Source organism: Rhizobium changzhiense, from assembly GCF_013087625.1.
Classification (GTDB): Bacteria; Pseudomonadota; Alphaproteobacteria; order Rhizobiales; family Rhizobiaceae; genus Rhizobium; species Rhizobium sophorae.
The window spans coordinates 302,834-328,964 of sequence record NZ_JABFCQ010000004.1; the positions used below are offsets into that span (position 1 = coordinate 302,834).

The following is a 26,131-nucleotide window of genomic DNA, read 5'->3' on the forward strand; positions in this document are numbered from 1 at the left end:
CCATTTTCGATGCATCTTTGTAGTGTGTCGCCATGTTCGATTCTTATCTCCATCGCTGGTCGCTCATATCAGACGGCGAGCCTATCATCACCCACTCCAGCCGCCTGCTGCCGGTCCTCTGGCAGAACAGGCCTGCCATGCTGAAAGTGGCGGCCGATATCGACGAACGATACGGCGCGCTTCTGATGCAATGGTGGGACGGTGACGGCGCAGCTTACGTCTACGCCCGTGAGGACGACGCCGTGCTGTTGGAAAGGGCGATGGGGAAACGCTCGCTGCTTGCCATGGCGATGGACGGTGAGGATGACGAAGCGAGCCGCATCCTGTGCCGCACCGCCGCGCGGCTGCATGCGCCGCGTGAAAAACCGCTTCCCGATCCCGTGCCCCTCAGCCGCTGGTTCCGTGATCTCGAACCGGCCGCCGACAAACATGGCGGTGCGCTTGCCGATTGCTCGGCGATCGCCAACGCGCTCCTTGCCGATCCGCGCGACCTCGCTGTTCTCCACGGCGATATTCATCACGAGAACATCCTCGATTTCGAGGCGCGCGGCTGGCTGGCGATCGATCCAAAGCGACTCTACGGCGAGCGCAGTTTCGATTTCGCCAACATCTTCGCCAACGAGGAGCTGCCGACGATCACCAATCCCGTCCGTTTCCGCCGCCAGCTCGCCATCGTCTCGGCGGAGGCCGGGCTCGAGCCGAAGCGGCTGCTGCAATGGATCGCCGCCTATTCCGGTCTTTCTGCCGCGTGGTTCCTTGGCGATCCGAACATCGAGCAGGCAGAAAAAGCGCTGACGGTCGCCCGGATCGCGCTGGCCGAACTCCAGATCTAACCCGCATTCTCAGGCGAATGTGCGATAAAGGCGACCGCCGTCTCGCGCTGCGGTTCGGGCAGGCAGCCAAGCGCCACGAGCGAAGCCCTGACCGCCTCGTCGATCGGCGTCTGCGGCTCCTTGCCGAGTTCAGCCTTAAGCCTGGTGTTCCGCATCCGCACCGGCACCTTCCAGAGATAACGCATCTCCTTGATCTCCCGCATCACAGGAACGAAGGGCGCCGCCAGCGGCACGATCCACCAGGGAAAGCCGCCGATCTTCGCCTTGCCGCCGGCGACGCGCCTGATCGCTTCGGCCATCTGCATACCGTCCGCATCCCAGAACCCCTCCATGTGATAGACGGCGAAGTCCGGCAGCCGATCGGCCCGCTCGATGAGCTGGGCGATGGTTTCCGCCATGTCTGGCAGGTAGGCCCATTGATGACCGACATCGCGCCGACCCGGGTTCCTGATCGTGCCAACCGGCTTGCCTGGGGTCACGAGACCGGACGAAAACCAGCTATTGGCCGTCGTGCCCGGACCGAAGAAATCCCCTGCCCTGACGATGATGATGCCGGCGCCGGACTGTGACGCCGCCTTCAGCCGCTTCTCCATTTCGACCCGGATCGCCCCCTTCTTCGTCACCGGATGCTGCGGGCTTTCTTCCGTCGGCGCTGGCAGCGCATCGGGACCGAAATTATAGACGTTGCCCGGCAGCACGATGCGCACGCCGACAGCGCGAGCAGCGGCGATGGTATTGTCGAGCATCGGCAGCACCAGCGTTTCCCAGTCGCGGTAGCCGGGCGGATTGACGGCATGGACGATCAGCCCGACGCCTTCAGCCGCCCTCAGGACGTCACCGGCATTCATCGCATCGCCCTGCACCCATTCGAAAGCCGGCTCGCTCCTCGACGCCTTGGCGGCATCACGGTTAAGCGCCCGGATGCGCCAGCCGCGCGCAATCAGCTTGCGGGCAACTGCGCTGCCAATACCGCCAGTCGCGCCGAGAACGAGGGCCGTCGTCTTCATTTCACTGCTCATGACAATCATCTCCTTCGATCGGATGAGAAGATCATGCCATCAGAACGGCATAAACGAAATTGACGAAAGAAATACATCTGCTATACAAAAATATATGAGCGTCGAGCCGAGCTGGGATTTCTACCGCAGTTTCCTGACCGTGCTTCAGCAGGGGTCGCTTTCGGCCGCCGCCCGCGAACTGGGGTTGACGCAGCCGACCATAGGCCGCCATGTCGATGCACTGGAGCTGGCGATCGGCGCCGAACTCTTTACCCGCTCACCGAACGGCCTGCTGCCGACCGACGCCGCACTGGCGCTGAAGCCCTATGCCGAAACGCTGGCTTCAACCACCGCCGCCCTTTTGCGTACCGCATCCGGTGAGCGCGAGCGCGTGGCGGGAACGGTCAGGGTCAGCGCCAGCGAGGTCATCGCCGTCGAAGTGCTGCCGGCGATTCTCGGACCGCTGCAGGAGACCTATCCCGAACTGCAGATCGAGCTCTCGGCATCCGATATGATCGAGGACCTGGTGAATCGCGAGGCCGATATTGCCGTGCGCATGGCCGAGCCGCAGCAGGCCGCACTCGTCGTGCGCCGCATCGGCGATATCCCCCTTGGCTTTCATGCCCATCGCCGCTATCTCGAACGACACGGCATTCCGCAAACCCTGGCTGACCTCACAAACCACCGGCTGATCGGCTTCGACCGACAGACGGCCTATGTCCGCATGGCGATGAAACGCTATGCCGTGCCCGGCATCGAGTTCTCCTACAGGACCGACAGCAATCTTGCCCAGCTCTCGGCAATCCGCGCCGGCGTCGGCATCGGTCTCTGCCAGATCGGACTTGCGCGGGGGAACCTCGACCTTGTCCACGTCCTGCCCGATGCCTTCGCCATACCGCTCGGCACCTGGGTGGCGATGCATGAGAGCCTGAAGACTTCGCCGCGCTGCCGTGTCACCTTCGATGCATTGGTCAGGGGCCTGCAGGACTATCACCGATATTCGGCCAGTGCGTGACCGCGAAATCGGAATCGATTTTCGGAAAGAATCATGCGCAAATTTCAGAAAATGGAGCGTCCTTAGCGCATTCTGTCGGACGCGCACACTCCAGCGGGAGGGGAATGAGAACGTACAATCCGGTTGAACTCGTGCCCTGCGATCCGCAATGGCCGCAAGCCTTCCGGCGGATCCGCGACAGGTTGCTGGCCTTGCTGTCGCAGGCGCTCTCCATCGACCACATCGGCAGCACGTCCATACCGGGCATGATCGCCAAGCCGCTTATCGATATCGACATCGTCCTTCCCAGCCTCGGTCATATCGACGGCGCCACACGCGTGCTCCTGGCCGAAGGCTACGAGCCACGCGGCAACCGCTATGACGACGACGTCTACAGCGCCGCGCGTCTTTTCAGACGCGCAAAGGACGCTGTAGCACTTTGAATGGCTGCATAATTTTACCCATAAATCGATTCCGATTTAAGGAATTATGCAGCACGCGTTTCTGTCGAGAGGTTCAGTGCCGGCGGAGCGGGTCTACCTTTGCCCGGCCGGCAACGGCACTCATCGAAACAGGCTGGCTTTCCGGGATTATCTCATCGCGCATCCACATGCGGCGGCCGATTATGCCGCACTCAAACGCAGGCTGGCAGCCCAATTCCGGATGGACGGCGACGGCTATACTGCGCACAAGCGCGAATTCGTCGATGCGATCGTCGCGCGGGCATTGGCGGGAGATGGTTAGCTTCCGATGCCTTGGGAGGCCTCGGCCGTGCGATCCTTCCACTGGCCGTCCACCACCTCGGTTTCCGGCCGGTCGCCACCTTCGGCATATTCCTCATGCCACTTGCCGTTCTCGTCCTGCCAACTGATCTCGGCGGAATCGCCGCCGACCTGCTGTTCGGCCGCGACGATGCGCGCAGCTTCAAGCGCCTCGGCATGGGTCGGGAATGCCTCTGAATAGACACCCCCCAGCCTGTAGGCCCAGCCGCCGTCATGCGGCACGACTTCGTAGACCACCTTGATCATGCATCCGTCTCCTCATCTTCTTGTTGCGCATTCGCACGCTTCCGGAAAGGATCCGGATCATCGCGGCCGCTTGACGAGAATTCGAGGACGCCGCGATCTGCTTTCCGGCCCCGATGGCGTTCAGTATTCCATTAAACGCCGAAGACTGCAAATGACGCTCGACCAGAACTTGCTTGATATGCGAAATCAGTGACTTAGATAAAACGCATGAATCGGGACAGGAGCTGAGGCTTGGGGATCGCGTCACGCTTTAAAGAGGAAATGTTTCTGGTCGCCGCACTTGTCGTTGCAGCGATCGCCTATTTCTTCCAACATGCGGCGATCGAGATGGGGCGCGGCGTCGCGCTGATTGCCGCCGCTGGCCTGGTCGGCACCATCGTACTCGCCTCGATCCGCGTTGCCCATCATGCCGAGCTGCTCGCCGTCAAGGTCGGCGATCCCTACGGCACGATGATCCTGACGCTCTCGGCCGTCGCCGTCGAAGTCATCATCCTCGCCATCATGATGAGCGGCGAGAGCTCGCCGACGCTGGTGCGCGACACGATCTATTCAGCCTTGATGCTCGATATCAACGGCATTCTCGGCCTGGCCGCCCTGCTCGGCGGCCTCAAGCATGGCGAACAGCCCTATAATGACAATTCCGGCAAGACCTACGGCGTGATGATCCTCACCGCCATGGGCATCTCGATGATCGTGCCGGAATTCGTGCCCAGCGATAAGTGGCACTATTATTCCGCCTTCACCATCGTCGCGATGATCGCGCTCTACGGCCTCTTCCTGCGCATGCAGGTCGGCCAGCACAGCTATTTCTTCAGCTACAGCTATCCGCGCTCCGAACGGCAGAAAGAAAGTCCGCACGAGCAGGGCCACGACGAGTCGGCCGCGATCTCGATCGCCACCATTCTCGTCGGCGTCATCATTATCGGCCTGCTCGCGGAATTCATGGCGACCTTCATGACCGAAGGCCTGCGCGACAGCGGCGCGCCGATCGCCGTGACCGCCGTCGTCGTCGCAGCGATTTCAGCCGCTCCCGAGATCCTGACCGCATTAAGGGCGGCACTCAGGAACCGTATGCAGGCGACGGTCAACATCGCCATGGGCGCCTCGCTGTCGACGGTCATTCTGACGGTGCCCGTCATGGAGGCGATCGCGCTCTATACCGGCCAGCCCTTCATCATGGCGATGACCCCGGTACAGACGGTGATGGTGGCGATCACGCTGATTGCCGCGGCGATCAACCTCAACGATGGCGAAACCAACGCCATCGAGGGCATGACGCATTTCATCCTCTTCGCCACCTTCATCATGCTGACGGCGCTGGGGCTTTGAAGGTCCTTCCCGACAGGGGAACGGATAGCAGTGATCCGCACGCGTAACGTCAACTCACAGAGCGGCTTGACAGCCCACTTTTTGAGGAGAGCTTCGACAGTCATTCCTTCGACTTTTCGAGGAAACGCTGCTTGCGGGTTTTCGGCTTGAAGCGCCGGAAGAAACCCTCGATGGCGCGGATGGATTTGGTGACGGACATGAGCCTGTCGATCTGGCTATTTGCGTTGTGGAGCCGTTCCGACAGGACTTCGGCCGCCGTCATCGCGATCTCGATCGGCGGCACCTGTGGAAACCGTCTGGCGAGTGCCGTATAAGGGCTGGCATCCACGCCGCCCATCATCGAGATCGTGCCCATCCGGGCAAAGAGACGCAGGAAGATCTGCTCGAACGTCCAGTCGTGCACGTCGAAAACCTTCCACTTCTCGCTCCTCTTGGCCGAAAAACCGGCAAGCAGGATCTTGCCCGGCAGTTGCAGCTCGGCGAGCCACAGCGCCACCGCAAAACCACTCGTCGCGATCTTGCCCACCGGATAGAGGTCGACGAGCATTTTCGTCAGATCAAGATGACGGGTTTCAGCGCCTTCGAAGCGGCCCTCCTCGCTGAAATTTTCCTCCGGAGAGACGCGAATGTTGACGACGCCCAAAAAATCGTCGCCGGCAAAGAAGCGCAGGACATCCGCCGCCTCGCGCCGGTGGACGATATTGGCGCCCATCACGCCGCTGCGGGCAAACAGCACTGCATGGCCGGCGAAGGGTTCGTCGAGCACCTTATAAACATTGTTGAAGAAGACGTAGAGTGCCGTCTCCGGCAATTCGCTTCGCAGCCGTTTGAAGTCGACGGCTTCACTGTTTGCCACCAGCACGATGTGGGAATAGTGCGACAACAGCGCCTTCCACGCATCCGGCGTCAGAAAATTGAAGCCGCTATCCGGGGCGGCCATGGTCTGCGTGTCGCTGGGGATTGCTTCCATATCGGCTCACATGCACTTTCCAAGGACGATGCGTTCTGCCGTCCCACTAGCTGTTGCTGAAATAAGCGCGTGTCCGCGCCAGCCGCGCCAGCCCGCCGATCCGCTTTCCCAAATGCGAAAGGAACCCCGCGATCCGGCCCGTCATCGACGGCTGCCTGCAGAAGGAAGCCCATGGCGTATTGGCGAGATCCTCGGCATAACGCTTGGCCATCCGGCGATGCACCCACGGCACAGTCGCCTGCCACGGCTTTTTCCGGCCGGTGAAATGGATGATCGCCGGCCGGCCGACGAAAGGCAGCAGGCCGGTCTGCGTGTTCCAGCGTGGATCGAGCACCAGCCAGTCGCCGTCGAAAGTGACGTTCAGCGCATCCTGGTCGTTATTCTCGAAAAGATGCGACCGCTCCTCGAAGATCTCCCGTGTCCTGGCAAAAAGCCCCCTCGCCCGGCAGGCCGACCAGTCGAACAGCAGCACGCCGGCATTGAAATAGCGGCCGCCCTCGTGCATGCCGATCTTCCGCTGCCGTGCGCCGGCCTTCTCGGGAAAGGCCATGACATAATCGTCTATGGCGGCAAGCGCCTTGCCTTGAAAATCCCTCGTGAAGAGTTCGTCGACGGACGAAACCGCCAGCACATCGGCGTCGAGGTAAAGCAGGCGCTCGATATGATCGGGAATGTGCAAATCCATGTAGAGTCGCGCCAGCGTGGCGCCTGACCAGCGGCCTCGCGCCTGCAGCGCCGTATCCGGCGTATTATAGGGCAGCACCTTGATTGCCATGCCGTGCAGCCGCGCGAAATTTCCGACCTCGGCGATCTCGTTCGGCTTGAGATCGATACCGAGAAGCAGGAACTCGCCAGTGGAACTTGAGAGATTGCGCTTGACGGAAAGCAGGGTGCAGCAGGCGGCCGGCAGCATGTTGACATCCGAACAGACGATCACGGCACTCTGCTGCAAAATCCCGGCCTCCCGAAGCGGCGACTTAAACTGATGCCGGATATCTAGTTGGTTTGATGCCAACCCGCAACCGCAGATCACCCGCCGGACCGTCACTCTGCGTCACGTTTTGAATCGGAATTCAACGACTTGCGAGGCAAAGCGGATTCAGATGAGGAGCATATTGAATCGGAACGTGAACTTAGAGCCGCAGCGCCAATGGATGATCGACGAGCAGCCGGTCGACCGTCGCAAGCTGCAGCCCCTCGACCTTGCATTGCGCCAGCAGCAGCCGATCGAAGGGATCGCGCGTCTCCGGCTCGGGGTCGGCGGCGGTGATGACGTGCTGTATTTCTATCCGCAACAATATCAGCCCTATCTCCTCAAGAGACCGCGCGATGTCTTCAAGCGGCATGCCAGGATCCAGCTTTCCCAATCGAGCCTTGATAGCCGTTTCCCAGAGACTTGCGACGCTGACGAAGCCCTCAGTCTTGCTATCACCAAGCAGCGTGGCAATCTCCGGGAACCGTTGCCTGACGTCCTTGCGGAGGATCGCGAGAACGATGTGGGTATCAAGGAGAAGCCTCATGGCTACGGCAAAGGCTTCAGGAGAAAATCCTCGGGCAGCGGATCATCAAAATCATCCGCAATGAACGGCACGGGATTGGTGATGCCCCGTGCACGAAGATAAGCCTGACCGGCTTCCAGGTTCAAACCGCCGCGTTTTTGATGCGGCACGAGATCGAACACCGGCCGGCCGTTGCGTGTCACGACAATGGTTTCACCTTCCTCGACCTCACGGGCGAGTTCGGTCAGGCGGTTCTTCGCATCACGGATCGAAACGGTCTTCATGAGGGTAAATGTAGCTACATGCAGCTACATCGTCAACGTCGCCACAAAGAAAAAGGTCCGCCGTCGCCAGCAGACCCTCGATCGATGCTGTATCAATCGGCTTACTTGCAGGCGCCGCAGAAGCGCTGGATGCGGCGGCAGGCCTCTTCGAGAAGCTCTTCCGACGTTGCATAGGAGATCCGGAAGTTCGGACCGAGGCCGAAGGCCGAGCCGTGAACAACGGCGACGCCTTCGGATTCCAGCAATTCGGAAACGAAATCCTCATCGGTCTCGATGACCTTACCCGACGGAGCCGTCTTGCCGATCAGGCCGGCGCAGGACGGATAGACATAGAAGGCGCCTTCCGGAACCGGGCAGACAATGCCCTTGGCCTGGTTCAGCATCGAAACGACGAGATCGCGACGGCCTTCGAAAATCTTCTTGTTCGCAGGGATGAAGTCCTGCGTGCCGTTCAGCGCTTCGACAGCCGCCCACTGGGCGATCGACGTCGCACCCGAGGTCTGCTGACCCTGGATCATGTCCATGGCCTTGATGAGCTGGATCGGACCGGCGGCATAGCCGATACGCCAGCCAGTCATCGCATAGGCTTTGGAAACGCCGTTCATCGTCAGCGTGCGGTCGTAAAGCTTCGGCTCGACTTCCACAGGTGTGACGAACTTGAAGTCGCCATAGGTCAGGTGCTCGTACATGTCGTCGGTCAGCACCCAGACCTGCGGATGCTTCATCAGCACATCCGTCAGCGCCTTCAGCTCGTCCTGCGTATAGGCCGCCCCCGTCGGGTTGGACGGCGAATTGAAGATGAACCACTTGGTCTTCGGCGTGATCGCCTTTTCGAGATCGGCGGCCTGGAGCTTGAAGTTATGCTCCTGGGTGGCCGAAACGAAAACCGGCGTGCCGCCGCACAGCGCCACCATCTCAGGATAGGAAACCCAGTACGGCGCCGGGATGACTACTTCGTCGCCGGGGTTCAGCGTTGCCATGAAGGCGTTGAAAAGGATCTGCTTGCCGCCGGTGCCGACGATCGTCTGCTCCCAGGAATAGTCGAGGCCGTTCTCGCGCTTGAACTTGGCGGCGATCGCCTTGCGCAATTCCGGGATACCGGAAACTGGCGTGTACTTCGTTTCGCCGCGGTTGATCGCGTCGATGGCGGCCGTCTTGATATTATCGGGCGTATCGAAATCCGGCTCACCCGCGCCAAGGCCGATGACGTCACGTCCTTTTGCTTTCAGCTCGCGCGCTTTCTGGGAGACGGCGATGGTGGCTGAAGGCTTCACACGGGAAAGAGCATCGGCAAGGAAAGCCATGATAACGGTCCTAATGGTTGAAACGGGCAGAAAGCCGGGACCGGAGTTCTGCGGTTAGCTCTATGTCCAATGTATGACGGCATTTCAAGCGGAAAGGCGTCATGGTGGCATGATTCTTATTGATCGGTTCGCCACGCCGTCCACCCGGCATGCCGCCCCTTCGGAGAAGCCTTGCGTCACGCGGTCGAAACGCCATGCGCAGATCTTGAATCAATCTCTGAAGTCATCCGGATTTATCCCCTGAAATCAGTGGCATCGTCGAATTCGGCCATTGCCACGAATAAGCCGCAACAAATGCCGCGCCACGCCGCAATTCGGTCGCGAGCGCGCCGAGATCGAAGCCGCATCATCCGGCATCCGAAATTGGTTATTGAGGGTATGCCAATGTTTCTGGAAGATGAGTTTATTATAGGGCGCATTCGTGCGCGCCGAATTTCCGTTTCAGTCCTTATTGCCGTCACCGCCTTTGCCGCCTGCATCGCCGCGATACTGGGGCTTGCCTCCGCCGCCCGCGCCACCGAGACGCCACAGGGATCCGCCCAGCTCGCGGCGCTTGTCCGGCCGGACGACGTCAATAGCGGCTCGCTGCTCTTTCCGTCGAAGGAGCCGGGCTTCTATGTCGAAGCGCCGCGGCTGAAGACCGATGTCGCCATCGATGTCTCCGGCCCGATCGCCAGGGTGAAGGTGACTCAGCGCTTCCAGAATCCGAGCCGGGGTTGGGTCGAAGGCACCTACGTCTTCCCGCTGCCGGACAATTCCGCCGTCGACGCGCTGAAAATGCAGATCGGCGAACGCTTCATTGAGGGCCAGATCAAGCCGCGCCAGGAAGCCCGCGAGATCTACGAGCAGGCCAAGGCCGAGGGCAAGAAGACGGCGTTGCTTGAGCAGCAGCGGCCAAACATCTTCACCAACCAGGTCGCCAATATCGGTCCCGGCGAAACCATCGTCGTCCAGATCGAATACCAGCAGACCGTCCACCAGTCGGGTGGCGAGTTCTCGCTGCGCTTCCCGATGGTCGTCGCTCCGCGCTACAATCCGGCGCCGATCGTCCAGACTGTCGAGTTCAACAACGGCGCCGGTTTCGCCACGCCGCGCGACCCGGTGGAAAACCGCGACAAGATCGAAGCCCCCGTGCTCGATCCGCGTGAGAACGCCAGGATCAATCCGGTTTCGCTGACCGTCGGCCTCCGGGCCGGTTTCCCGCTCGGCGATGTTAAATCGTCTTTCCACGACGTCGATATCAGCCAGGATGGCGACCAGGCGAGGACGATCAGCCTGAAGGCGGACACCGTTCCCGCCGATAAGGATTTCGAACTCACCTGGAAGGCCGCTCCCGGCAAGATGCCGAGTGCCGGCCTCTTCCGCGAAGTGATTGATGGCAAGACCTATCTGCTCGCTTTCGTCACCCCACCCACGGCCCCGGATACGGCAACGCCGCCGGCAAAACGCGAGGTGGTCTTCGTCATCGACAATTCCGGCTCCATGTCCGGCCCGTCGATCGAGCAGGCAAGGCAGAGCCTGGCCCTTGCCATCTCAAAGCTGAACCCCGACGACCGCTTCAACGTCATCCGCTTCGATGATACGATGACGGACTACTTCAAAGGTCTCGTCACTGCCACCCCTGACAATCGCGAAAAGGCGATCGCCTATGTCCGAGGCCTGACAGCCGACGGCGGCACGGAAATGCTGCCTGCCTTGCAGGCTGCGCTGCGCAACCAGGGACCGGTCGCCACCGGAGCGCTACGCCAGGTCGTGTTCCTGACGGATGGCGCGATCGGCAACGAACAGCAACTGTTCGAGGAAATCACCGCAAACCGCGGCGATGCCCGCGTCTTCACCGTCGGCATCGGCTCGGCGCCGAACACCTATTTCATGACCAAGGCTGCCGAGATCGGCCGCGGGACCTTCACGGCGATCGGCTCGACCGACCAGGTGGCAAGCCGCATGGGCGAGCTTTTCGCCAAGCTGCAGAACCCGGCCATGACCGATATCGCCGCGACCTGCGAAGGCATCGAAGCCGAGGATATCACGCCGAACCCGATGCCGGACCTCTACAGCGGCGAACCCGTCGTGCTGACCGCGCAGCTGCCTGACGATAAGCCCGCCGGCAAGCTGCAGATCGTCGGCAAGACAGGCGATCAGCCCTGGCGCGTCGAGATGTATATCGCCAATGCCGCCGACGGCAACGGCATTTCCAAGCTCTGGGCGCGGCGCAAGATCGACGATTTCGAGGCCCGTGCCTATGAACGTCAGGATCCGGCCGCGCTCGATAAGGATATCGAGACGGTGGCGCTCGCCCACCATCTCGTCTCCCGCGTCACCAGCCTGGTTGCCGTGGATGTCACCCCGTCGCGCCCGGCCGATCAGCCGCTCGGCTCGGCCAAGCTGCCGCTCAATCTGCCGGATGGTTGGGATTTCGATAAGGTCTTCGGCGAAAACACTGTCCCTCTTGGTGGCGCGGAGCGTCATGGCTCGGCCACGCCGGCAGGAAACGTCGGGCCGGAACAGGCTGCGGCCGAAACACAGGCACTTGCCGCATCGCCTGAGATCGCAAACATGATGGCCGCAGCCCCAACCGCCAAAGCCGCCACCATGATCGCGCAAAAAAGCACGACCGTGAACCTGCCGCAAACGGCGACGCGCGCCGACGAGCAGATCATCCGCGGGCTGACCATGCTGCTCCTGGCGCTGACGGCGGCAAGCGGACTGGCCGTCTGGCGGCGCCGCTTCAAGCGCATGATCGCGGTCGGAGCCAAGCGCAATGGTCTCTAGGCTCTCCGCAAGCCAGAACGAGGAAGCGGCCGAATTCGAGCCGCTTCCGACCTATCTGGAGCTCGCCATGGCCGCCGCGACGGCCCACGACATACCGAGGCCTCGCCAGCGGAAGGGTTTCTTCCTCTGGCGACTTTCCTCGATCGAAAAGGCGATCGCCTTTGCCATCGCCGGCCTTGCCCTCTATGGCTTGGCGCTGATCGGCGACGGCTTCCTGCTGAAGGCGAAGGCGGAACTCTCCCAGATCCTGCTGAAACGCGCCTTCGCCGCCGAATTGCGAGGCGAAGAGACAAAACCCTGGCCTTGGGCGGATTTCACCACGGAGGCAAAGGTGCGCGCCCCGCGTCTCGGCAAGGAGGCGATCGTGCTCTCCGGCGCCTCTGGCGAGGCTCTGGCCTTCGGTCCGGCCTGGCTCGTCAACACGCCACAGCCCGGCGAGGAAGGCACCTCCGTCATCGCCGCCCATCGCGACACGCATTTCCGCTGGCTGCAATATATAAGGCCGGGCGATACGATCGAGGTCACTCGCCGCGACGGCAAACTATTGGCCTTCAAGGCCGGAGAGGGCCGCATCGCCCCATGGGATGCCAACGGCATCGATCCCTCCTCCGATGGCCACCGCCTGGTGTTGACCACCTGCTGGCCCTTCGATGCCACCGAACGCGGGCCGTTGCGCTACATCCTCGAGGCGGAACTGGTCGATGGCCAGGTCACGGGTTCCGTTCAACCGCAGAACACAAAGCCGTTATTGCAGGCTGAATGAGGGTTGAAGCTCTCCCCTGCCCGCTCCACGTTCAGCCTGTAGAGACGACGGGGAAGCAAGATGAAGAGAATGCCTGCCTTCCATTTCGCCGCAGCGCTGGTCCTGTTCGGCGCCGTATCGGCGGATGCGGCCGACACCATCAATACGCAGGAACTCGCCGTCCGTGTCGACAAGCTCGCCGACGGCCTCGAACATCCCTGGGCAGTCGAGGTGTTACCCGATGGCGCCTATCTCGTCACCGAGCGGCCGGGCCGCATACGCATCATCCGCGACGGCAAGGTCTCCGACCCGATTGGGGGCGTGCCCAAGGTTAGTGCCCGTGGCCAGGGTGGCCTGATGGACGTGGCGCTCGCGCCGGACTTTGCGACATCTCGCAAACTCTATTTCACCGCCGCCATCGCCAACAGCCGGGGCTCCGGCACCGAAGCCTTCACCGCCATGCTTTCCACTGACGAGAAGACACTCGACGCCGTGACGCCTATCTTCACCATGCGGCGCTTCACATCAGGCAATATCCAGTACGGCTCGCGTATTGCGATTGCCCCTGACGGTACGCTGTTCATCAGCGTCGGCGATCGCGGCAACCGCAACCGCTCGCAGAACTGGCAGGACGATGCCGGCTCGATCATCCATATCAATGCCGATGGCAGCATCCCTGCCGACAATCCGTTCAAGGACGGGGGCAAGGCGCTGCCGGAAATCTGGTCGAAAGGCCACCGCAATCCGCAGGGCATCACCTTCGACGCCAAGGATGGCAAGCTCTATACCGTCGAACACGGCGCGCGCGGCGGCGACGAGATCAACCAGCCCGAGGCCGGCAAGAATTACGGCTGGCCGATCATCACCTATGGCCGAGACTATTCGGGCGCCGAGATCGGCGAAGGCACCGCCAAGGAAGGGCTGGAACAGCCGCTGCATTATTGGGATCCGTCGATCGCACCTGGCGCGCTGGTCGTCTATCGCGGCGCCATGTTCCCGGAATGGGACGGCAATTTCATCGTCGCTGCGCTAAAGTTCCAGTTGCTCTCGCGCATGCAGCGTGACGAAACCGGCGCCTTCGTCGCCGAGGAGCGCCTGTTCAAGGGCGAATACGGCCGCGTCCGCGACGTCGTCGTTGCACCCGACGGCGCGCTACTGATGGTGACGGACGAAGACAACGGCGCGCTGCTCAGGATCTCCAGAGCGCAAGCCCGCAACGGCTGAGACGTCACAACGCGCCGCGCAGTTCCTTGCGGATGACGAACTTCAACCCGGACCAGATCTCGTCGATGGCGCAGACTTTGACGTCGACCAGACCGATTGGAAGTAGAACCTCCCGCAGCACGTCCTCAGTGATGTCGGTCGGCACGCGGGAACTCTTCTTCGGCCAGGAAATCCAGACCATCCCATCCCGCCTCAGGGCACGGAAAAGCGCAAGCGCGGCGGCCTCCAGCGCCGCCCGTTCTGTCGTAAACAAATGCACATAGTCGAACATACGCTGAGGCGTCTCGGGAAGCGCGCGGACGACTGACGCAAAGCCGTCGAAACCATTGATGGCGACGATCGTTTCAGGAATGCCGAGAAGAGCAGCCGCCTGCCCGCGTGCAAGGCCGAGTTTCCTGACGAGCGGCGTGCCGGAATAGCCTGCCGTCCTGGGCGCGACATCACCGGCCGGCTTCCATTCTTGGCGTCGCATGGACTCACCTCCGTCGTCAGGCATGAAATCTTCACCCTTGCCTGGAGGAAACGCAACTGCTAACCGCCGGGGCACATCCCTTCCCATAGAGGACGACATGACGCGCGTTCAGGCGAACCTTCTCCTATTGCTCGCAGCCGCCATCTGGGGCGGCGGCTTCGTCGCGCAGTCGACGGCGATGAAGGCGATCGGCCCCTTCTGGTTCATTGGCCTGCGGTTTGCCGTCGCCACGCTGGCCGTGCTGCCCTTCGTTCTTTTTGAAGCGCGCAAGGCCAAAGAGAAGACCAGCGCCCGCCATGCGAAGCTCTATATCCTGATCGGCCTGGCCCTTTTCGGCGGCGCAGCCACGCAGCAAGTCGGACTGCAGACGACGACGGTGACGAATTCCAGCTTCATCACCGGCCTCTACGTCGTCTTCGTGCCGCTGATCGCCGTGTTCTTTCTGCGCCGTGCCCCGCATTGGATCATCTGGCCGGGCGCGCTGATGGCGGTCACCGGCATCTATCTCCTGTCCGGCGGCCATCTCTCGGCGCTGACACCTGGCGATCTGCTGACCGTCGTCTGTGCCGTCTTCTGGGCGATTCAGATCACCCTTGCCGGCACGACCGTTTCCGAGACCGGAAGGCCGCTTGCGCTCTCCGCCACGCAATTTGCCGTCACCGCGGTCTGTGCGCTGGCCGTTGCCGCAGCCGTCGAACCTGTCAGCCTTTCGGCAATACAGGCCGCGGCGCCGGAGATCCTTTATGTCGGCATCTTCTCCTCGGGCGTTGCTTTCGTGCTGCAGGTGATCGGCCAGCGCTACACGACGCCCTCGCAGGCCGCGATCTTCCTTTCTTCCGAAGCACTCTTTGGCGCCTCACTCGCCGCCCTGCTGCTCGGCGAGACGATGCCGGTAACAGGTTATGCAGGTTGCGCGCTCATGTTTATCGCTATGCTTGTAGTCGAACTCGTGCCGGGACTAACCCGCCGGCGCTTGCCAGCCGCGTGAACACGCGTCCAAATATGGGTGAGTCACGCATCGGGAAAAAAATTCATTTGCCGCGAGAGACGCGTTCACGTTGCATTTTTGGGAAAATCTGCTCGGAACTTATATTGCAGACGATATAAAACGTTAATCATTCCCTATCAGCGAAGGAAATTTTGCGTTTTTGCGCAAATTGGATCTCGGCAGGGGTGTGCCCGCAACGACACGTTAAAAAACTTTTGCTTGCCAAAATCCTTTAAACGCAGCACTCTCAGCGCGTTCGGGCATTTTGCGAGCATGGGAAGTCCTTAAGTATTTGCGCGCCGGGAACGCTAATATCCCGGTCAGCCGGTTCCGAAAATGGCGGGCGGAAGCCCTGCCTGGAACAGGCCGAGGTAGAGGGGACCTTTTTCTCACATTTCAAGAATTGCCTGCCAACACCTCCCGCAAGGAGGCAATGCTATGATGCTGCCCGTGTGGATGGCGGGCAGAGAGAAAAGGACCTGACGCATGGCAGAGACTGGCACTGTAAAATTCTTCAATACCGACAAAGGCTTCGGCTTCATCAAGCCGGACCGGGGCGGCGCCGATATCTTCGTTCACATTTCTGCCGTTCAGGCCTCCGGCCTGGCCGGCTTGACGGAAAACCAGAAGGTAAGCTTCGACACGGAGCCGGATCGCCGCGGCAAGGGCCCGAAGGCCGTCAATCTGCAGATTGCGGGCTGAACCCTTAACAAGGCTGGCGAATTCGAGTTGAAGCCCGGCAGCAATGCCGGGTTTTGTCGTTCAGCCTTCGTTCAGCTACAAATCTGTACGACTGTGACCATCAAAAAAGGGACCGGCGTTCGGTTTCCGGGATTAGGATTTATGCTGATGAACAGGCTCGCCAAGACTCTTCTGCTGACGGCAACGGCTGCCGCCCTCACCCTTTCTGCTATCGGCGAAGCATCGGCTCGCGACCGTCATTGGCGGCGCAACGACGCGCTGGTCGGCGGCGCTGTCGGCCTTGCAACCGGACTGATCGTCGGCTCGGCTATCGCCAATGCCAATAACGGCCCTGTTTACGACGAGCCTCGCTATATCGACCCGCCCTACGAGCCGGGTTACTACGAGCCCGCTCCGGTTTACCGCGCCCCGCGCCGCGTCTATGTTGAGGAGCCGCGCTATGTCGAGCAGCCGCGATATTATGCGCCGGTGCGTGCGACGGTGGAGCCCTGGTCGCCGCAATGGGAGCGTTATTGCTCCTACCGCTACCGGTCCTTCGATCCGCGCACCGGCACCTATATCGGCTATGACGGCCGCAGCCACTTCTGCACCGCCGGCTGATCTTCCGACGCTCTTCAGCGGCGCTTTTATTTTTGGCTTCCTCAACCGAACTTCTTCTCCCAGGGCATCGCCTGCACCTCGGCGTCCGGCTCAAAATCGGTCGAGACGCTGACGGCGCGCCATTCCCGATCGGCCGCGATGCGCGCGGCATCCGCCTTCTCGACATTGCGCACAGCATCGCTGCCGAGTAGCAGCCGGAATGGTGGTGCGTCGAGGCCGGCAATGTGGATGATGACCGCAGCCGCTTTCGCCGGATCACCAGGCTGACGGCCGTCATATTCACGCTGGAAGCGCACCGTGGCGCCGACCGTTTCCGCATAGTCCGCACGTCCCTCGGCAAGCACCGTCGAGGCGCCGGCGAAATCGGTCCTGAAGCCGCCGGGCTCGATCACCGTCACCTTGATCCCGAATGGCGCAACCTCCTTCGCCAGCACCTCGGAAAAACCCTCGACACCGAATTTCGCCGCCGAATAGGCGCCACGCCCGGCAGGTCCGATCCGGCCGCCGACGGATGAGAACTGGATGATGTGCCCTGCTCCCTGCCCGCGCATCAGGGCGATGACTGCCTTGGTCATGATGATCGTGCCGAAGAGGTTGGTCTCGATCTGGGCCCGGAAATCGGGAAGGCTGGTATCCTCGATCGAGCCGACATTGCCGTAGCCGGCATTGTTGACAAGCACGTCGATGCGCCCGAACCGCTTCACACCCGCCTCGACTGCCGCCGCTGCCGCCGCCTCGTCGGTCACGTCAAGCGTCAGGGTCAGGACCTGATCACCATACCACTCGGAAAGATCGGCAAGCTGGCCGGGATCGCGCGCTGTCGCCACCAGATTGTCGCCGGAGGCCAAAACCGCCTCCGCCAGTGCCCGGCCGAGACCGCGCGAACTCCCTGTTATCAACCATACCTTCGACATCGGAAACCCTCCTTCTTTGGTTCCAGGCTCATGTATGATCTATTGTATCCGATCGAAAGAAGGTACCCAGACGATCTATACACACCTTGAGGTAACTGACGTGGGCAGCGACATGTTCGATTTCTGCAGCAGCATGACGGACGAACAGGATGGGCGGGCCCGTGAACTGATCGAGCGGGCGGCAGCGAAATGGCCGCTGCGCATCCTGCATGTGCTCTCCGATGCCGGCGCTCCCCTGCGCTTCTCGCGCCTTATGGAGAGGGTCGATGGCATCAGCCAGAAAGTGCTGACGCAGACGCTGCGCACCCTCGAAAGGGATGGCCTCGTCATCCGCACGCTCTATCCCGAAGTGCCGCCGCGCGTCGAATACGAATTGACGCCGCTCGGACGCGATCTCCTCATGCAGGTCGCCGCGCTATGGCGTTGGATCGTCGAACACCTGGACGATTTCGATGCGCGCAAAGCCGTCAAGCTGACAGCTGCCGTCAACGCTTAAGCCGGAATGCGGATCGTTGCCCTCAGCCCGCCGAGCGGGCTGTCGCCGAGCGTGACGTTGCCGCCGTGGCTGCGGGCAATGTCGCGGGCGATCGCCAGGCCGAGCCCCGTGCCTGATGCATCGAGGTTACGCGCCGTATCCAGCCGGAAGAACGGCTTGAACACGTCCTCACGGTTCTTTTCGGGAATGCCAGGCCCGTCATCGTCGAAGATGACGGTCAGCCATTTGGCATTGTGCTTGGCCTCGATGTCGAGCCTATCGGCATATCGGCGCGCGTTCGAGGCAAGGTTGGTGACGAGACGCATGAAGGCGTTCGGCCTGACGGAGATATCGTCATCGCCTTCGATGGAATAGCTGAATTTTTTACCGTGCAGGGCGAAATCGGATTCCAGCTTTGCGAAGATCTCACTGAGTTTCAGCTCGCCGACATCCTCTTCGACCTCGCCACGTGCAAAGGCCATGTAGGCCTCCAGCATGGTCTGCATATCGTTGACGTCATCGTTCAGCCCATGCAGGTCGGGATTGTCGCCGGCCAGCGCCAGTTGCAGCTTGAAGCGGGTGAGGATGGTGCGCAGATCATGGCTGACGCCGGAGAGCATCGCGGTGCGCTGCTCGATCTGTCGTTCGATTCGCTCGCGCATCAGGATGAAGGCAAGACCGGCGCGCCTGACCTCGTCGGCGCCGCGCGGATAGAAATTATCGGGCTTCTGCCCCTTGCCGAAGCTTTCGGCCGCGCGCGCCAAGGTCAGGATTGGCCGGATCTGCCCGCGCAGGAAGAGAATCGAGATGCCGATCAGCACCAGCGAAGTGCCGACCATCCAGACGATGAAGATATGGGTGTTCGAGGCATAGGTCTGGCTGCGCTTGGTCAGCACCCGCAGGATCTTGTTGTCGAGTTTGATGCGGATCTCGACGAGGTTCGAGTTGCCGACCGTGTCGATCCAGAAAGGCCGATGGATCTCGTCGGTGATCTCGTCGCTGAGGATGCCGTCGAGGATCGAGAAGAACGGCTTGACGCGCGGTGGCGGCAGATCGCCGTCCGGCTCGATCGAGATCTGCAGGCTGAGCTGGTCGCGGGCGATGCGGATGATCTCGCTATAATCCGAATTCTGCGGATAGGTCTCGATGATCTCGATGATCGCGGCGATGTCACGGGTGACCGCAAGCGACAGCCGCTCTGTCACCATTTGCCAGTGGCGCTCCATGAAGACGGCGGCGACGACGGATTGCAAGAGCACCATCGGAATGATGATGATCAGCAGCGAACGTGCGTAAAGTCCGGTCGGCAGCCGCCGGCGCAGCCAGCGGACGATCGAGCGCCAGCCCGGCGCAGAAGTGCGGTCTTCCCGCCGCAAACTGTCGATCGTCACCATCAGCGCCAGTCCCGAACCTTGTGTTTAGTCGATGCTCAGCCTGTATCCGATGCCGCGCACGGTCTGCAGCCAGACGGGATTGGCGGGATCGTCCTCGATCTTACGCCTCAGCCGGTTGATCTGCACGTCGATCGTCCGCTCGCCGACTTCCGTATCGTTGCCGATCAGTTCATGGCGGGGGATCGTATCGCCGGCGCGCCGCGCAAAGAGCAGCATGATCTCCTGCTCGCGGTCGGTGAGCCGGATCACCTCGCTGGCTTTCTTCAGCTCCTTGCGGGTCAGCGAGAAGGTGTAGGGGCCGAACATCACCTGTTCGATCTTCGGTCCCTCGCCGCCGGCGTTGCGGCGCAGGATGTTGTTGATACGCAGCACCAGTTCGCGCGGGTCGAAGGGCTTGGAAAGATAGTCGTCGGCGCCTGCCTCGAGGCCTTCGATGCGGTTGCCCGATTCTGCCAGCGCCGTCAGCATGATGATCGGGACGTTCTTGATGGCGCGAAGCCCGCGGGTGACGTCGATGCCGGATTCGCCGGGCATCATCACATCCATGATGATCAGGTCGAAGTCGAGACCCGCAAGCTTGCGCTGCGCCTCGGCGCCGTCGGCGGCGACGGTGACGCGGAAACCGTTCTCGGCGAGATAACGATTGAGCAGCGCGCGGATGCGGGAGTCGTCATCGACCACCAGCAAGTGCGCCGCATCGTCGGAAATATCTGTCTTGACCGCCATTCAATCCGCCTTCTGTCTGTCCCGCATGCCGCTGAGGAAAGCTTTTACGCCCTCCCGCACCTCCGCAGAAGCCCCTTCGAATGCCCGCTCAATGCGGCGCGATTGCGGCTCGGCAAGGGCAAGCGCCAGCTCTCGTCCCGATTTCGTCGGATAGAGCTTGCGCTGCCGCCGGTCCTCAGGACCTGCCACCTGGCGAATATAGCCTGAATCGATCAGCTGTTTCAGCACCCTTGCAAGGCTCTGCTTGGTGATCTTCAGCGTTTCGAGAAGATCGGCTACCGTCATGCCGGGGTTGCGGTTGACGAAATGCACGACGCGATGATGCGCCCGGCCGAAGCCACTCTTTTCGAGGATAGCGTCAGGATCGGAAACGAAGTCGCGATAGGCGAAGAAGAACAGCTCGATGATCTCGAAATCGATGATCTCAGTATCTTCCATCGGCGTGGCCAGCGGCTCTGGCTTGCCTGCTTTCGGGCCGGTCTGTCGTGACACTCGGCATTCCCTTCTTTTTCCGCGCACTGTCGGAAACTTTCGCGAAGATCAGCTTTATTGACATAAATTTGCTTCGCTTAGCTTTCCGCGAACACTGCGGAAGCCCCGCACGGTTTCTCGTTTCCCTGGCATTTCCCCGGAAACCAAGGCCGTCCGGCACTCCGACGCAATACGCGATTTCCCTTTGTGTCTGTGGATAAAACGTAATGGGGACAACAATCAACAGGCATGGCGCGTGAAGCCCCGGAGGAGCTTGGGGATGGCTTCGGTTCCTTTCGACCGGTTGGGCGGCGAAATAAGGTTCAACGGCGAGTTCGTCGCCTGGAAAGACGCCAAGATTCCGTGCTGACCAACAGCACGCCCCCGAAGCCAAGGGCTACGCCGATGCGATGATGCTAGATTATCGCGGTCAGGTCGCCGAAGCGACCGGCGCCAACATCTTCTTCATCAGGACGGCGTTATTCACACGCCGACCCCGGATTGCTTCATGACGGCATCGGCAGCCAGATCGTCATCGAACTCGCCAAACATCGCGGAATCGAGGTGATGAAACGCGCAATCCTGCCGGAAGAGCTTCCCGGCTTCAGCGAGTGTTCCTCGCCGGCTCGGCTGCGGAAGTGACTCCGGCTTCCGAAATAGGCCCATATCGCTTCACGCCGTCGATGATCTGCGAAAGGCCGATGAACGACTAGATGAAGGAAGTCTATCCGGCGGCGATCGCCGCCGAATAAGGCCCTCACGCAATCGATCCGTCGGGCCTCTATCTATGCGCCCGTGCCATGACCAGCCCGGCGAGCGTCGAGAGAATGCCGCCGCCGATCAGGCCGCCGATGCCGTCGGCGATCAGGCCGGCCATAGCCGCTTCCCCACCGACCATGCTGAGCAGCATACCGCCGGCAACGCCGCCGATCGCACCGGCGATCGTACGAGCGACGACGTTGATCGCCTGCTGCTTCAAAGCGGCGCTCGCGGCGTTGCCGCCGATTGCACCGGCAATCAATTGTGTGATGAGCGGAAGTAGGGCTTCCATGATTTCCTCCTCTGGCGATCTCCCCGATCGCCGACCCATGCCGAACCTTCGGCATATTAGTATTTTATCATATTTTGGAGGAAAGCGTTAAGAAAAATCAACCGATGCGGGATTAAGGCAGGGAGAAGCGCCCCGGAACGAGGCGGTCCGATGTCCGCCTCGCCTCAGTTTCTGTCGATCACGTCATTGATAGACGTAGACGATCCGGCGCGTACCGGGATCGACCAGCACCGGTCGATCGTTGATCCTGGTATAGCGGTACTCGTAGTCGGGAATCGTCTGGAAGGTGACATTGTCAGGCACTTCCGCGCCGACGACGACGTCACCGCCGAGCTGCACCGTCTGGCCCGGATTGGTTTCGATATAAGTGCGGACCGTCTCCGGCGGGGTGATGGTCTCGACCGCTCCGACGGGGCCGAGCAACTCGTCGCCCGGCGCCGGCTGCGGATCGGCCGGAACGACACTCGCGGTCGACTCGTAAGTCACGCTGGGAACGCCGATCTCGGCGCGGTGCTGTTCGACGATGACAGAGCTGCCGCCATGATCGACCTGCAGATAATCGGCATAGACCCAGCCGCGCATGCCGTTGACGTCGACGCGGCACCAGCGGCTGCCTTCGATGCAGCCATCAAGCACCGCGGTCGAACCGCGGGTAGCAAGACCGACCGTCGGATATTGCGGCCCCGGGCCGGCGCGAACGTTGAGATCATTGACCGTCGTCGCCATCATCTCCGCCTGCGCAAGACCACCGCTTGCCAGGAGCACGGCTCCAGCCAACAGAATGTTTCTCTTCAAGGTCATGTGAGCGTCTCCTTGGTTTCGATGGGCTGACAACGCACGGGGTTCCACGATGTTCCCCGGCACTCCGCCCAGCCAAACACCGCTTGCGGGAGATTTCGTCCAAGTCCCTTGAAGAATTGAGCAAAATTCGATTTTTCCACTCTACGGCAATGGCGAAGAGAGGCATAAACTCTTGTTGCAGTCCGTCTTTTTGCCGTGAGACAGGCCGCCATGGCGGAAGATTCCGGCTGTCCTTGCCGCGGTTTCGGACTATACCCGAAGTAGCAGAGACACCAAGCGAGGCACTTATGGGCATGCTCCAGGCCGGCATCATTCCGGTGACACCCTTCCAGCAGAACTGCACCATCTTCTTCGATCCCGATACCAAGGAAGGCGTCGTCGTCGATCCCGGCGGCGACGTGCCGCTCATCCTGCAGGCGATTGCCCAGAACGGCCTGACCATCAAGGAAATCTGGCTGACACACGGCCATCTCGACCATGCGGGCGGCGCCAGTGAATTGAAGGAAGCGCTCGGCATCGACGTGGTCGGCCCGCATCAGGACGACCTGCCGCTGCTGAAGCGGATCGAAACCCAGGCTGAAAAATACGGCATATCAGGATTGCGCGACGTCGTGCCCGACCGCTGGCTGAAGGACGGCGACAAGATCTCTTTCGGCGCCCATGAATTCGAAGTCTATCACACGCCTGGCCATGCCCCCGGCCACGTCATCTATTTCAACCGTGCGCAGAATTTCGCTCATCTCGGCGATGTGCTTTTTAACGGCTCGATCGGCCGCACCGATCTGCCCGGCGGCAATCATCAGCAGCTTCTTGATTCGATCCGCGACAAGGTCTTGCCGCTCGGCGACGACGTCGGCTTCATCTGCGGCCACGGCCCCGGCAGCCGCATCGGCGACGAGCGGCGAAGCAATCCATTCCTGCAGGAGATCAGGCCTCGTGGAGGATCCGATGCGACCACCTCAGGCGAAGCCCCGAACAACTAATGCACGTCGCCCAAAGTGCGCAGCGTTTTTTGGGCGACATGCATAAAACTTGAAACGGTCGCCTGAATCCGAGTCGACGCGACACGTTTTAAGTGTGAGCTCGCGCTCACATCATCTTTCGGCCGTTTGGCACCGGCTGTTCGACCACAGCAAGCACGATCGCACCGTTCTCGTCCTCGAAACCCAGCGTCAGCACTTCCGAGCGGAACGGCCCGATCTGGCGCGGCGGGAAATTGACGACGCCGAGCACCTGCCGGCCGATCAGGCTTTCCGGCGTATAATGCACGGTGATCTGCGCTGAGGATTTTTTAATGCCGATGTCAGGACCGAAATCGATCAGGAGTTTGAACGCTGGCTTGCGCGCCTCCGGAAAGGGACTGGCTTCGATGATCGTGCCGACGCGGATATCGACACGCTCGAAATCGGCGTAGGCGATCTCTTCGGCCATATGGTCTCCGTCAGCCAGCCAGTTCCTCGGCCCGCTTGCGCGCCGCCGCAAGGGCTGCGTCGAACAAGGGCTGCATGCCGTCTTCGGCCATCAGCACGGCGAGCGCCGCCGCCGTGGTACCGCCGGGAGAGGTCACATTCTCGCGCAGCCGCGAAGCGTCGTCGGGGGACTGGTGCATGAGTTCACCAGCCCCCGCGACTGTTTCCCGCGCAAGACGCATGGCGAGGTCCGCCTGCAGGCCGAGTTTACGGCCTGCCTCCGCCATACATTCGACGAGATAGAATACATAAGCCGGACCGCTGCCCGAAAGCGCCGTCACGGCATCGATATCGGCTTCCGCCGGCACCCATTCGACCGGCCCCGAGACGCTGAGAAGCGAATGGACGCGTTCGCGCTGCGGATCGCCGACCCGTGAATTCGCAAAAGCGCCGGTGACACCGCGCCCGACCATGGCTGGCGTGTTAGGCATGGCCCGCACCATGGCGGCCTTGCCAAGATGTTTCTCGAGGAAACCGAGCGTCTTGCCCGCTGCGACCGAGACGACGACCGTATCCGGCCCGACGGCGCTCTTCACCGCCGGCAGCACCATCTCCATCACCTGCGGCTTGACCGCGAGGAACAGCACGCTTGCCTTCAAATCCGCAGGAAGCGCGGTCAGATGGGTCGCGCCAGCCTCGCTGATCGTCGAAAGCATGGCCGGCGACGGGCCGGGATCGACAACGATAACGGCCGAGCCCGGAACGCCGCTTTTCAGCCAGCCGGAGAGCATCGCCCCGCCCATGTTTCCGGCACCGATCAGAACGACGGGATGTGTCGAGGAAAAAGGGGGCGTCGGCATCTTATGCCTCGCCGACCGTTTCAAACAGCACGGCTTCCATCGCCTTCGTTGCCTCCATGCCGGACCAGACGACGAACTGGAATGCCTGGAAATAGGCTTCGCAGGTGTCGAGCGCGCTGGAAAGCAGCACCTCCACCTGGCGATTGGTAGGCTCCGCGCCACCCGCAAGCAGCAGCGATTGGCGGAAAATAACGACATCTTCCTGGCGCCAGAGGTCGAAATGACCCATCAGCACCTGCCCGTTGATCGCCGAGAGCAGCTTGACCACCTCGTTGACCCTGATGTCGGGGACTTTGATATCGAAGGCGCAGCCAAGATGCAGCGCCTCGAATTCCTCCATCCAGGAGAAGGAGACGTGGTAGTCCGTCCAGCGGCCCTCGACCGTCATCGCGATCTCGTCCTCGCCGGACCGTTCGAACGACCAGTCGTTGTTGGAGGCAACGTACTCGATCATATCGACCGGGTTCGACTGACGCTCGACTTCCAATTCCATCAGGTTCATGCAGCACCTTCTTGACCGGAACGAATGCGACCTAACTTGGTGTACGAACACAAGAAAGACACACGCAAAATACCGGAACCACCACTCGGATGATCGTTGAACCGCTGCCAGACTTAACGCAGATAACCTGCCCGGAGCTTACCAAGTCGCTTCGAATCATCATTTAAAATCAGTGTATAGCGCCCCTTGCCCCCTGCCAGCCCCCCGAACGGAAAATAGGACCGACCACTGTGGAAAGGCTCTTCGAAATTCAATTCAGAAGGGAGAATAAGCGACTCTGCGAATTGGCTTTTTTGGCAGTGTCCACAGGTGGAAAACTCACCTGGTTTTTTTACGGAAGATGCGGCGTGTGGCATGAAGGCAACGCCGCATCTGTGTCTTATCGGGACTTAAGCGCCCTCGCCGGCAAGCTTCGCCTCGAGCGCTGCGATGCGGGCGGCAAGCGCCTCGTTCTCGTCGCGTGCCTTGATCGCCATCTCGCGCACGGCCTCGAACTCCTCGCGCTTGACGATGTCCATGCTGTTCAGCCAACGCTCGGCCTGGGCGTTGAAGGCGGTTTCGATCTCCTTGCGGACGCCCTGGGCGGCACCGGCCGCATCGGTCATCAGCTTGGCGAATTCGTCCATGATGCGGTTCGTTCCGGTCGTCATGGCGTTTTTCTCCCTTGGCATGAGGTGAATTCAGCCCTTCAGGGCCTCGAGGATTGAGGTAGGGCTTCGCCATCGACGATGCAAGCGCTTTACACGGGATAAGCTTGCCGGAACCGCCCGGGAACGGGCCATCACGAAC

Annotated in this window: 29 protein-coding genes and 2 pseudogenes; 13 read left to right on the forward strand and 18 right to left on the reverse strand. The window is 61.2% G+C overall.

Going from position 1 to position 26,131, the window contains the following annotated elements; translation table 11 throughout:
• Positions 1-32: 32 nt before the first annotated feature.
• Positions 33-833, forward strand: coding sequence for an aminoglycoside phosphotransferase family protein (locus G9X68_RS21635; RefSeq protein WP_171604165.1), 801 nt, complete (start codon positions 33-35; stop codon positions 831-833).
• On the opposite strand, the gene G9X68_RS21640 is transcribed toward G9X68_RS21635, so the two are convergent.
• Entirely contained in the window at positions 830-1,852 is a 1,023-nt protein-coding gene (locus tag G9X68_RS21640) for an NAD-dependent epimerase/dehydratase family protein (protein WP_171604166.1), read from the reverse strand. The genes G9X68_RS21635 and G9X68_RS21640 overlap by 4 nt on opposite strands.
• A gap of 94 nt (positions 1,853-1,946) precedes the next feature.
• Here G9X68_RS21640 and G9X68_RS21645 point away from each other — a divergent pair, with 94 nt between their 5' ends.
• Both G9X68_RS21645 and G9X68_RS32425 read left to right on the forward strand, forming a co-directional pair.
• Positions 1,947-2,846 (forward strand): LysR family transcriptional regulator, encoded by a 900-nt coding sequence (locus G9X68_RS21645; RefSeq protein WP_171604167.1) that lies wholly within the window; start codon positions 1,947-1,949, stop codon positions 2,844-2,846.
• Positions 2,847-2,950: 104 nt separating this feature from the next.
• Positions 2,951-3,569, forward strand: a pseudogene (locus tag G9X68_RS32425) (GrpB family protein).
• On the opposite strand, the gene G9X68_RS21660 reads toward G9X68_RS32425, so the two are convergent.
• Complete coding sequence (locus G9X68_RS21660) at positions 3,566-3,853, reverse strand: DUF2188 domain-containing protein (protein ID WP_003541669.1); 288 nt, start codon at positions 3,851-3,853, stop codon at positions 3,566-3,568. The pseudogene G9X68_RS32425 and the gene G9X68_RS21660 sit on opposite strands and share 4 nt — an antisense overlap.
• A gap of 231 nt (positions 3,854-4,084) precedes the next feature.
• Here G9X68_RS21660 and G9X68_RS21665 point away from each other — a divergent pair, with 231 nt between their 5' ends.
• Positions 4,085-5,182, forward strand: coding sequence for a calcium:cation antiporter (locus G9X68_RS21665; protein WP_171604168.1), 1,098 nt, complete (start codon positions 4,085-4,087; stop codon positions 5,180-5,182).
• 100 nt (positions 5,183-5,282) lie between these two features.
• Here G9X68_RS21665 and G9X68_RS21670 read toward each other — a convergent pair whose 3' ends face one another.
• From G9X68_RS21670 to G9X68_RS21690, 5 genes are all read right to left on the reverse strand, one after another.
• On the reverse strand, positions 5,283-6,152 hold the full coding sequence (locus tag G9X68_RS21670) for a 3-deoxy-manno-octulosonate cytidylyltransferase (protein WP_171604169.1): 870 nt from the start codon (positions 6,150-6,152) through the stop codon (positions 5,283-5,285).
• Between the two features lie 46 nt (positions 6,153-6,198).
• Positions 6,199-7,185, reverse strand: coding sequence for a glycosyltransferase family 8 protein (locus G9X68_RS21675; RefSeq protein ID WP_171604358.1), 987 nt, complete (start codon positions 7,183-7,185; stop codon positions 6,199-6,201).
• Between the two features lie 100 nt (positions 7,186-7,285).
• Positions 7,286-7,672, reverse strand: coding sequence for a type II toxin-antitoxin system VapC family toxin (locus G9X68_RS21680; protein ID WP_171604170.1), 387 nt, complete (start codon positions 7,670-7,672; stop codon positions 7,286-7,288).
• Positions 7,673-7,674: 2 nt separating this feature from the next.
• The gene (locus G9X68_RS21685; protein ID WP_003593113.1) at positions 7,675-7,935 is read right to left on the reverse strand and encodes a type II toxin-antitoxin system Phd/YefM family antitoxin; all 261 of its coding nucleotides are present in this window, start codon (positions 7,933-7,935) and stop codon (positions 7,675-7,677) included.
• A gap of 101 nt (positions 7,936-8,036) precedes the next feature.
• Positions 8,037-9,239, reverse strand: coding sequence for a pyridoxal phosphate-dependent aminotransferase (locus G9X68_RS21690; RefSeq protein WP_168310667.1), 1,203 nt, complete (start codon positions 9,237-9,239; stop codon positions 8,037-8,039).
• Between the two features lie 384 nt (positions 9,240-9,623).
• Between G9X68_RS21690 and G9X68_RS21695 the strand changes: the two genes are divergently transcribed.
• From G9X68_RS21695 to G9X68_RS21705, 3 genes are read left to right on the forward strand one after another with little or no spacing between them, the layout of a single operon-like run.
• Positions 9,624-12,011: a marine proteobacterial sortase target protein gene (locus tag G9X68_RS21695; protein WP_171604171.1), complete on the forward strand. Its 2,388-nt coding sequence runs from the start codon at positions 9,624-9,626 to the stop codon at positions 12,009-12,011.
• Positions 12,001-12,774 carry a class GN sortase gene (locus G9X68_RS21700; protein ID WP_171604172.1) on the forward strand — a complete coding sequence of 258 codons (774 nt, stop codon included), beginning with the start codon at positions 12,001-12,003 and terminating at the stop codon, positions 12,772-12,774. The genes G9X68_RS21695 and G9X68_RS21700 overlap by 11 nt, the downstream gene beginning before the upstream one ends.
• Before the next feature lie 60 nt (positions 12,775-12,834).
• Positions 12,835-13,977 carry a PQQ-dependent sugar dehydrogenase gene (locus G9X68_RS21705; RefSeq protein WP_171604173.1) on the forward strand — a complete coding sequence of 381 codons (1,143 nt, stop codon included), beginning with the start codon at positions 12,835-12,837 and terminating at the stop codon, positions 13,975-13,977.
• Positions 13,978-13,981: 4 nt separating this feature from the next.
• On the opposite strand, the gene G9X68_RS21710 is transcribed toward G9X68_RS21705, so the two are convergent.
• Positions 13,982-14,449 carry a DUF3052 domain-containing protein gene (locus G9X68_RS21710; RefSeq protein WP_171604174.1) on the reverse strand — a complete coding sequence of 156 codons (468 nt, stop codon included), beginning with the start codon at positions 14,447-14,449 and terminating at the stop codon, positions 13,982-13,984.
• A 97-nt stretch (positions 14,450-14,546) separates the two neighbouring features.
• Between G9X68_RS21710 and G9X68_RS21715 the strand changes: the two genes are divergently transcribed.
• From G9X68_RS21715 to G9X68_RS21725, 3 genes are all read left to right on the forward strand, one after another.
• On the forward strand, positions 14,547-15,437 hold the full coding sequence (locus G9X68_RS21715) for a DMT family transporter (RefSeq protein ID WP_171604175.1): 891 nt from the start codon (positions 14,547-14,549) through the stop codon (positions 15,435-15,437).
• A gap of 486 nt (positions 15,438-15,923) precedes the next feature.
• Positions 15,924-16,139: a cold-shock protein gene (locus G9X68_RS21720; RefSeq protein ID WP_003561293.1), complete on the forward strand. Its 216-nt coding sequence runs from the start codon at positions 15,924-15,926 to the stop codon at positions 16,137-16,139.
• Positions 16,140-16,286: 147 nt separating this feature from the next.
• Positions 16,287-16,739, forward strand: a complete 453-nt coding sequence (locus G9X68_RS21725) for a BA14K family protein (RefSeq protein WP_171604176.1) — start codon at positions 16,287-16,289, stop codon at positions 16,737-16,739.
• Positions 16,740-16,780: 41 nt separating this feature from the next.
• On the opposite strand, the gene G9X68_RS21730 is transcribed toward G9X68_RS21725, so the two are convergent.
• Positions 16,781-17,653: an oxidoreductase gene (locus tag G9X68_RS21730; protein ID WP_171604177.1), complete on the reverse strand. Its 873-nt coding sequence runs from the start codon at positions 17,651-17,653 to the stop codon at positions 16,781-16,783.
• A gap of 34 nt (positions 17,654-17,687) precedes the next feature.
• Here G9X68_RS21730 and G9X68_RS21735 point away from each other — a divergent pair, with 34 nt between their 5' ends.
• The gene (locus tag G9X68_RS21735) at positions 17,688-18,149 is read left to right on the forward strand and encodes a winged helix-turn-helix transcriptional regulator (protein ID WP_171604178.1); all 462 of its coding nucleotides are present in this window, start codon (positions 17,688-17,690) and stop codon (positions 18,147-18,149) included.
• On the opposite strand, the gene G9X68_RS21740 is transcribed toward G9X68_RS21735, so the two are convergent.
• The 3 genes from G9X68_RS21740 to G9X68_RS21750 are packed head-to-tail and all read right to left on the reverse strand — an operon-like array spanning position 18,146 to position 20,740.
• Positions 18,146-19,522: an ATP-binding protein gene (locus tag G9X68_RS21740; RefSeq protein WP_168310658.1), complete on the reverse strand. Its 1,377-nt coding sequence runs from the start codon at positions 19,520-19,522 to the stop codon at positions 18,146-18,148. The genes G9X68_RS21735 and G9X68_RS21740 overlap by 4 nt on opposite strands.
• A 24-nt stretch (positions 19,523-19,546) precedes the next feature.
• On the reverse strand, positions 19,547-20,248 hold the full coding sequence (locus tag G9X68_RS21745) for a response regulator (RefSeq protein ID WP_129419734.1): 702 nt from the start codon (positions 20,246-20,248) through the stop codon (positions 19,547-19,549).
• On the reverse strand, positions 20,249-20,740 hold the full coding sequence (locus G9X68_RS21750) for a MarR family winged helix-turn-helix transcriptional regulator (protein ID WP_171604179.1): 492 nt from the start codon (positions 20,738-20,740) through the stop codon (positions 20,249-20,251).
• Between the two features lie 353 nt (positions 20,741-21,093).
• On the opposite strand from G9X68_RS21750, the pseudogene G9X68_RS21755 reads away from it, so the two are divergent.
• Positions 21,094-21,432 (forward strand): annotated as a pseudogene (locus G9X68_RS21755) (aminotransferase class IV); the annotation flags it as partial.
• Positions 21,433-21,500: 68 nt separating this feature from the next.
• Here the strand turns inward: G9X68_RS21755 and G9X68_RS21760 are convergent.
• Both G9X68_RS21760 and G9X68_RS21765 read right to left on the reverse strand, forming a co-directional pair.
• On the reverse strand, positions 21,501-21,770 hold the full coding sequence (locus tag G9X68_RS21760) for a hypothetical protein (RefSeq protein ID WP_171604180.1): 270 nt from the start codon (positions 21,768-21,770) through the stop codon (positions 21,501-21,503).
• A gap of 183 nt (positions 21,771-21,953) precedes the next feature.
• The gene (locus G9X68_RS21765) at positions 21,954-22,571 is read right to left on the reverse strand and encodes a DUF1236 domain-containing protein (RefSeq protein WP_171604181.1); all 618 of its coding nucleotides are present in this window, start codon (positions 22,569-22,571) and stop codon (positions 21,954-21,956) included.
• A gap of 287 nt (positions 22,572-22,858) precedes the next feature.
• Between G9X68_RS21765 and G9X68_RS21770 the strand changes: the two genes are divergently transcribed.
• Positions 22,859-23,554, forward strand: coding sequence for an MBL fold metallo-hydrolase (locus G9X68_RS21770; RefSeq protein WP_171604182.1), 696 nt, complete (start codon positions 22,859-22,861; stop codon positions 23,552-23,554).
• A 106-nt stretch (positions 23,555-23,660) separates the two neighbouring features.
• Here the strand turns inward: G9X68_RS21770 and G9X68_RS21775 are convergent, their stop codons facing one another.
• The 4 genes from G9X68_RS21775 to G9X68_RS21790 form a co-directional block, all read right to left on the reverse strand.
• The gene (locus G9X68_RS21775; protein WP_171604183.1) at positions 23,661-24,002 is read right to left on the reverse strand and encodes a tRNA-binding protein; all 342 of its coding nucleotides are present in this window, start codon (positions 24,000-24,002) and stop codon (positions 23,661-23,663) included.
• A gap of 10 nt (positions 24,003-24,012) precedes the next feature.
• Entirely contained in the window at positions 24,013-24,840 is an 828-nt protein-coding gene (proC, locus tag G9X68_RS21780; RefSeq protein ID WP_171604184.1) for a pyrroline-5-carboxylate reductase, read from the reverse strand.
• A gap of 1 nt (position 24,841) precedes the next feature.
• Positions 24,842-25,342 (reverse strand): type III secretion system chaperone family protein, encoded by a 501-nt coding sequence (locus tag G9X68_RS21785; RefSeq protein ID WP_003541709.1) that lies wholly within the window; start codon positions 25,340-25,342, stop codon positions 24,842-24,844.
• A gap of 389 nt (positions 25,343-25,731) precedes the next feature.
• The gene (locus G9X68_RS21790; protein ID WP_003541711.1) at positions 25,732-25,992 is read right to left on the reverse strand and encodes an accessory factor UbiK family protein; all 261 of its coding nucleotides are present in this window, start codon (positions 25,990-25,992) and stop codon (positions 25,732-25,734) included.
• Positions 25,993-26,131 lie beyond the last annotated feature (139 nt).

Bases quoted from the DNA above. Each gene is read 5' to 3' on its own strand.
- G9X68_RS21695 (WP_171604171.1), top strand. From the start codon at position 9,624: ATGTTTCTGGAAGATGAGTTTATTATAGGGCGCATTCGTGCGCGCCGA.
- G9X68_RS21635 (WP_171604165.1), top strand. From the start codon at position 33: ATGTTCGATTCTTATCTCCATCGCTGGTCGCTCATATCAGACGGCGAG.
- G9X68_RS21790 (WP_003541711.1), bottom strand. From the start codon at position 25,992: ATGACGACCGGAACGAACCGCATCATGGACGAATTCGCCAAGCTGATG.
- G9X68_RS21685 (WP_003593113.1), bottom strand. From the start codon at position 7,935: ATGAAGACCGTTTCGATCCGTGATGCGAAGAACCGCCTGACCGAACTC.
- G9X68_RS21705 (WP_171604173.1), top strand. From the start codon at position 12,835: ATGAAGAGAATGCCTGCCTTCCATTTCGCCGCAGCGCTGGTCCTGTTC.
- G9X68_RS21775 (WP_171604183.1), bottom strand. From the start codon at position 24,002: ATGGCCGAAGAGATCGCCTACGCCGATTTCGAGCGTGTCGATATCCGC.
- G9X68_RS21710 (WP_171604174.1), bottom strand. From the start codon at position 14,449: ATGCGACGCCAAGAATGGAAGCCGGCCGGTGATGTCGCGCCCAGGACG.
- G9X68_RS21760 (WP_171604180.1), bottom strand. From the start codon at position 21,770: ATGGAAGCCCTACTTCCGCTCATCACACAATTGATTGCCGGTGCAATC.
- G9X68_RS21785 (WP_003541709.1), bottom strand. From the start codon at position 25,342: ATGAACCTGATGGAATTGGAAGTCGAGCGTCAGTCGAACCCGGTCGAT.
- G9X68_RS21720 (WP_003561293.1), top strand. From the start codon at position 15,924: ATGGCAGAGACTGGCACTGTAAAATTCTTCAATACCGACAAAGGCTTC.
- G9X68_RS21715 (WP_171604175.1), top strand. From the start codon at position 14,547: ATGACGCGCGTTCAGGCGAACCTTCTCCTATTGCTCGCAGCCGCCATC.
- G9X68_RS21765 (WP_171604181.1), bottom strand. From the start codon at position 22,571: ATGACCTTGAAGAGAAACATTCTGTTGGCTGGAGCCGTGCTCCTGGCA.
- G9X68_RS21730 (WP_171604177.1), bottom strand. From the start codon at position 17,653: ATGTCGAAGGTATGGTTGATAACAGGGAGTTCGCGCGGTCTCGGCCGG.
- G9X68_RS21770 (WP_171604182.1), top strand. From the start codon at position 22,859: ATGGGCATGCTCCAGGCCGGCATCATTCCGGTGACACCCTTCCAGCAG.
- G9X68_RS21660 (WP_003541669.1), bottom strand. From the start codon at position 3,853: ATGATCAAGGTGGTCTACGAAGTCGTGCCGCATGACGGCGGCTGGGCC.
- G9X68_RS21725 (WP_171604176.1), top strand. From the start codon at position 16,287: ATGAACAGGCTCGCCAAGACTCTTCTGCTGACGGCAACGGCTGCCGCC.
- G9X68_RS21670 (WP_171604169.1), bottom strand. From the start codon at position 6,152: ATGGAAGCAATCCCCAGCGACACGCAGACCATGGCCGCCCCGGATAGC.
- G9X68_RS21640 (WP_171604166.1), bottom strand. From the start codon at position 1,852: ATGAGCAGTGAAATGAAGACGACGGCCCTCGTTCTCGGCGCGACTGGC.
- G9X68_RS21735 (WP_171604178.1), top strand. From the start codon at position 17,688: ATGATCTATTGTATCCGATCGAAAGAAGGTACCCAGACGATCTATACA.
- proC (WP_171604184.1), bottom strand. From the start codon at position 24,840: ATGCCGACGCCCCCTTTTTCCTCGACACATCCCGTCGTTCTGATCGGT.
- G9X68_RS21740 (WP_168310658.1), bottom strand. From the start codon at position 19,522: ATGGTGACGATCGACAGTTTGCGGCGGGAAGACCGCACTTCTGCGCCG.
- G9X68_RS21690 (WP_168310667.1), bottom strand. From the start codon at position 9,239: ATGGCTTTCCTTGCCGATGCTCTTTCCCGTGTGAAGCCTTCAGCCACC.
- G9X68_RS21645 (WP_171604167.1), top strand. From the start codon at position 1,947: ATGAGCGTCGAGCCGAGCTGGGATTTCTACCGCAGTTTCCTGACCGTG.
- G9X68_RS21680 (WP_171604170.1), bottom strand. From the start codon at position 7,672: ATGAGGCTTCTCCTTGATACCCACATCGTTCTCGCGATCCTCCGCAAG.
- G9X68_RS21700 (WP_171604172.1), top strand. From the start codon at position 12,001: ATGGTCTCTAGGCTCTCCGCAAGCCAGAACGAGGAAGCGGCCGAATTC.
- G9X68_RS21745 (WP_129419734.1), bottom strand. From the start codon at position 20,248: ATGGCGGTCAAGACAGATATTTCCGACGATGCGGCGCACTTGCTGGTG.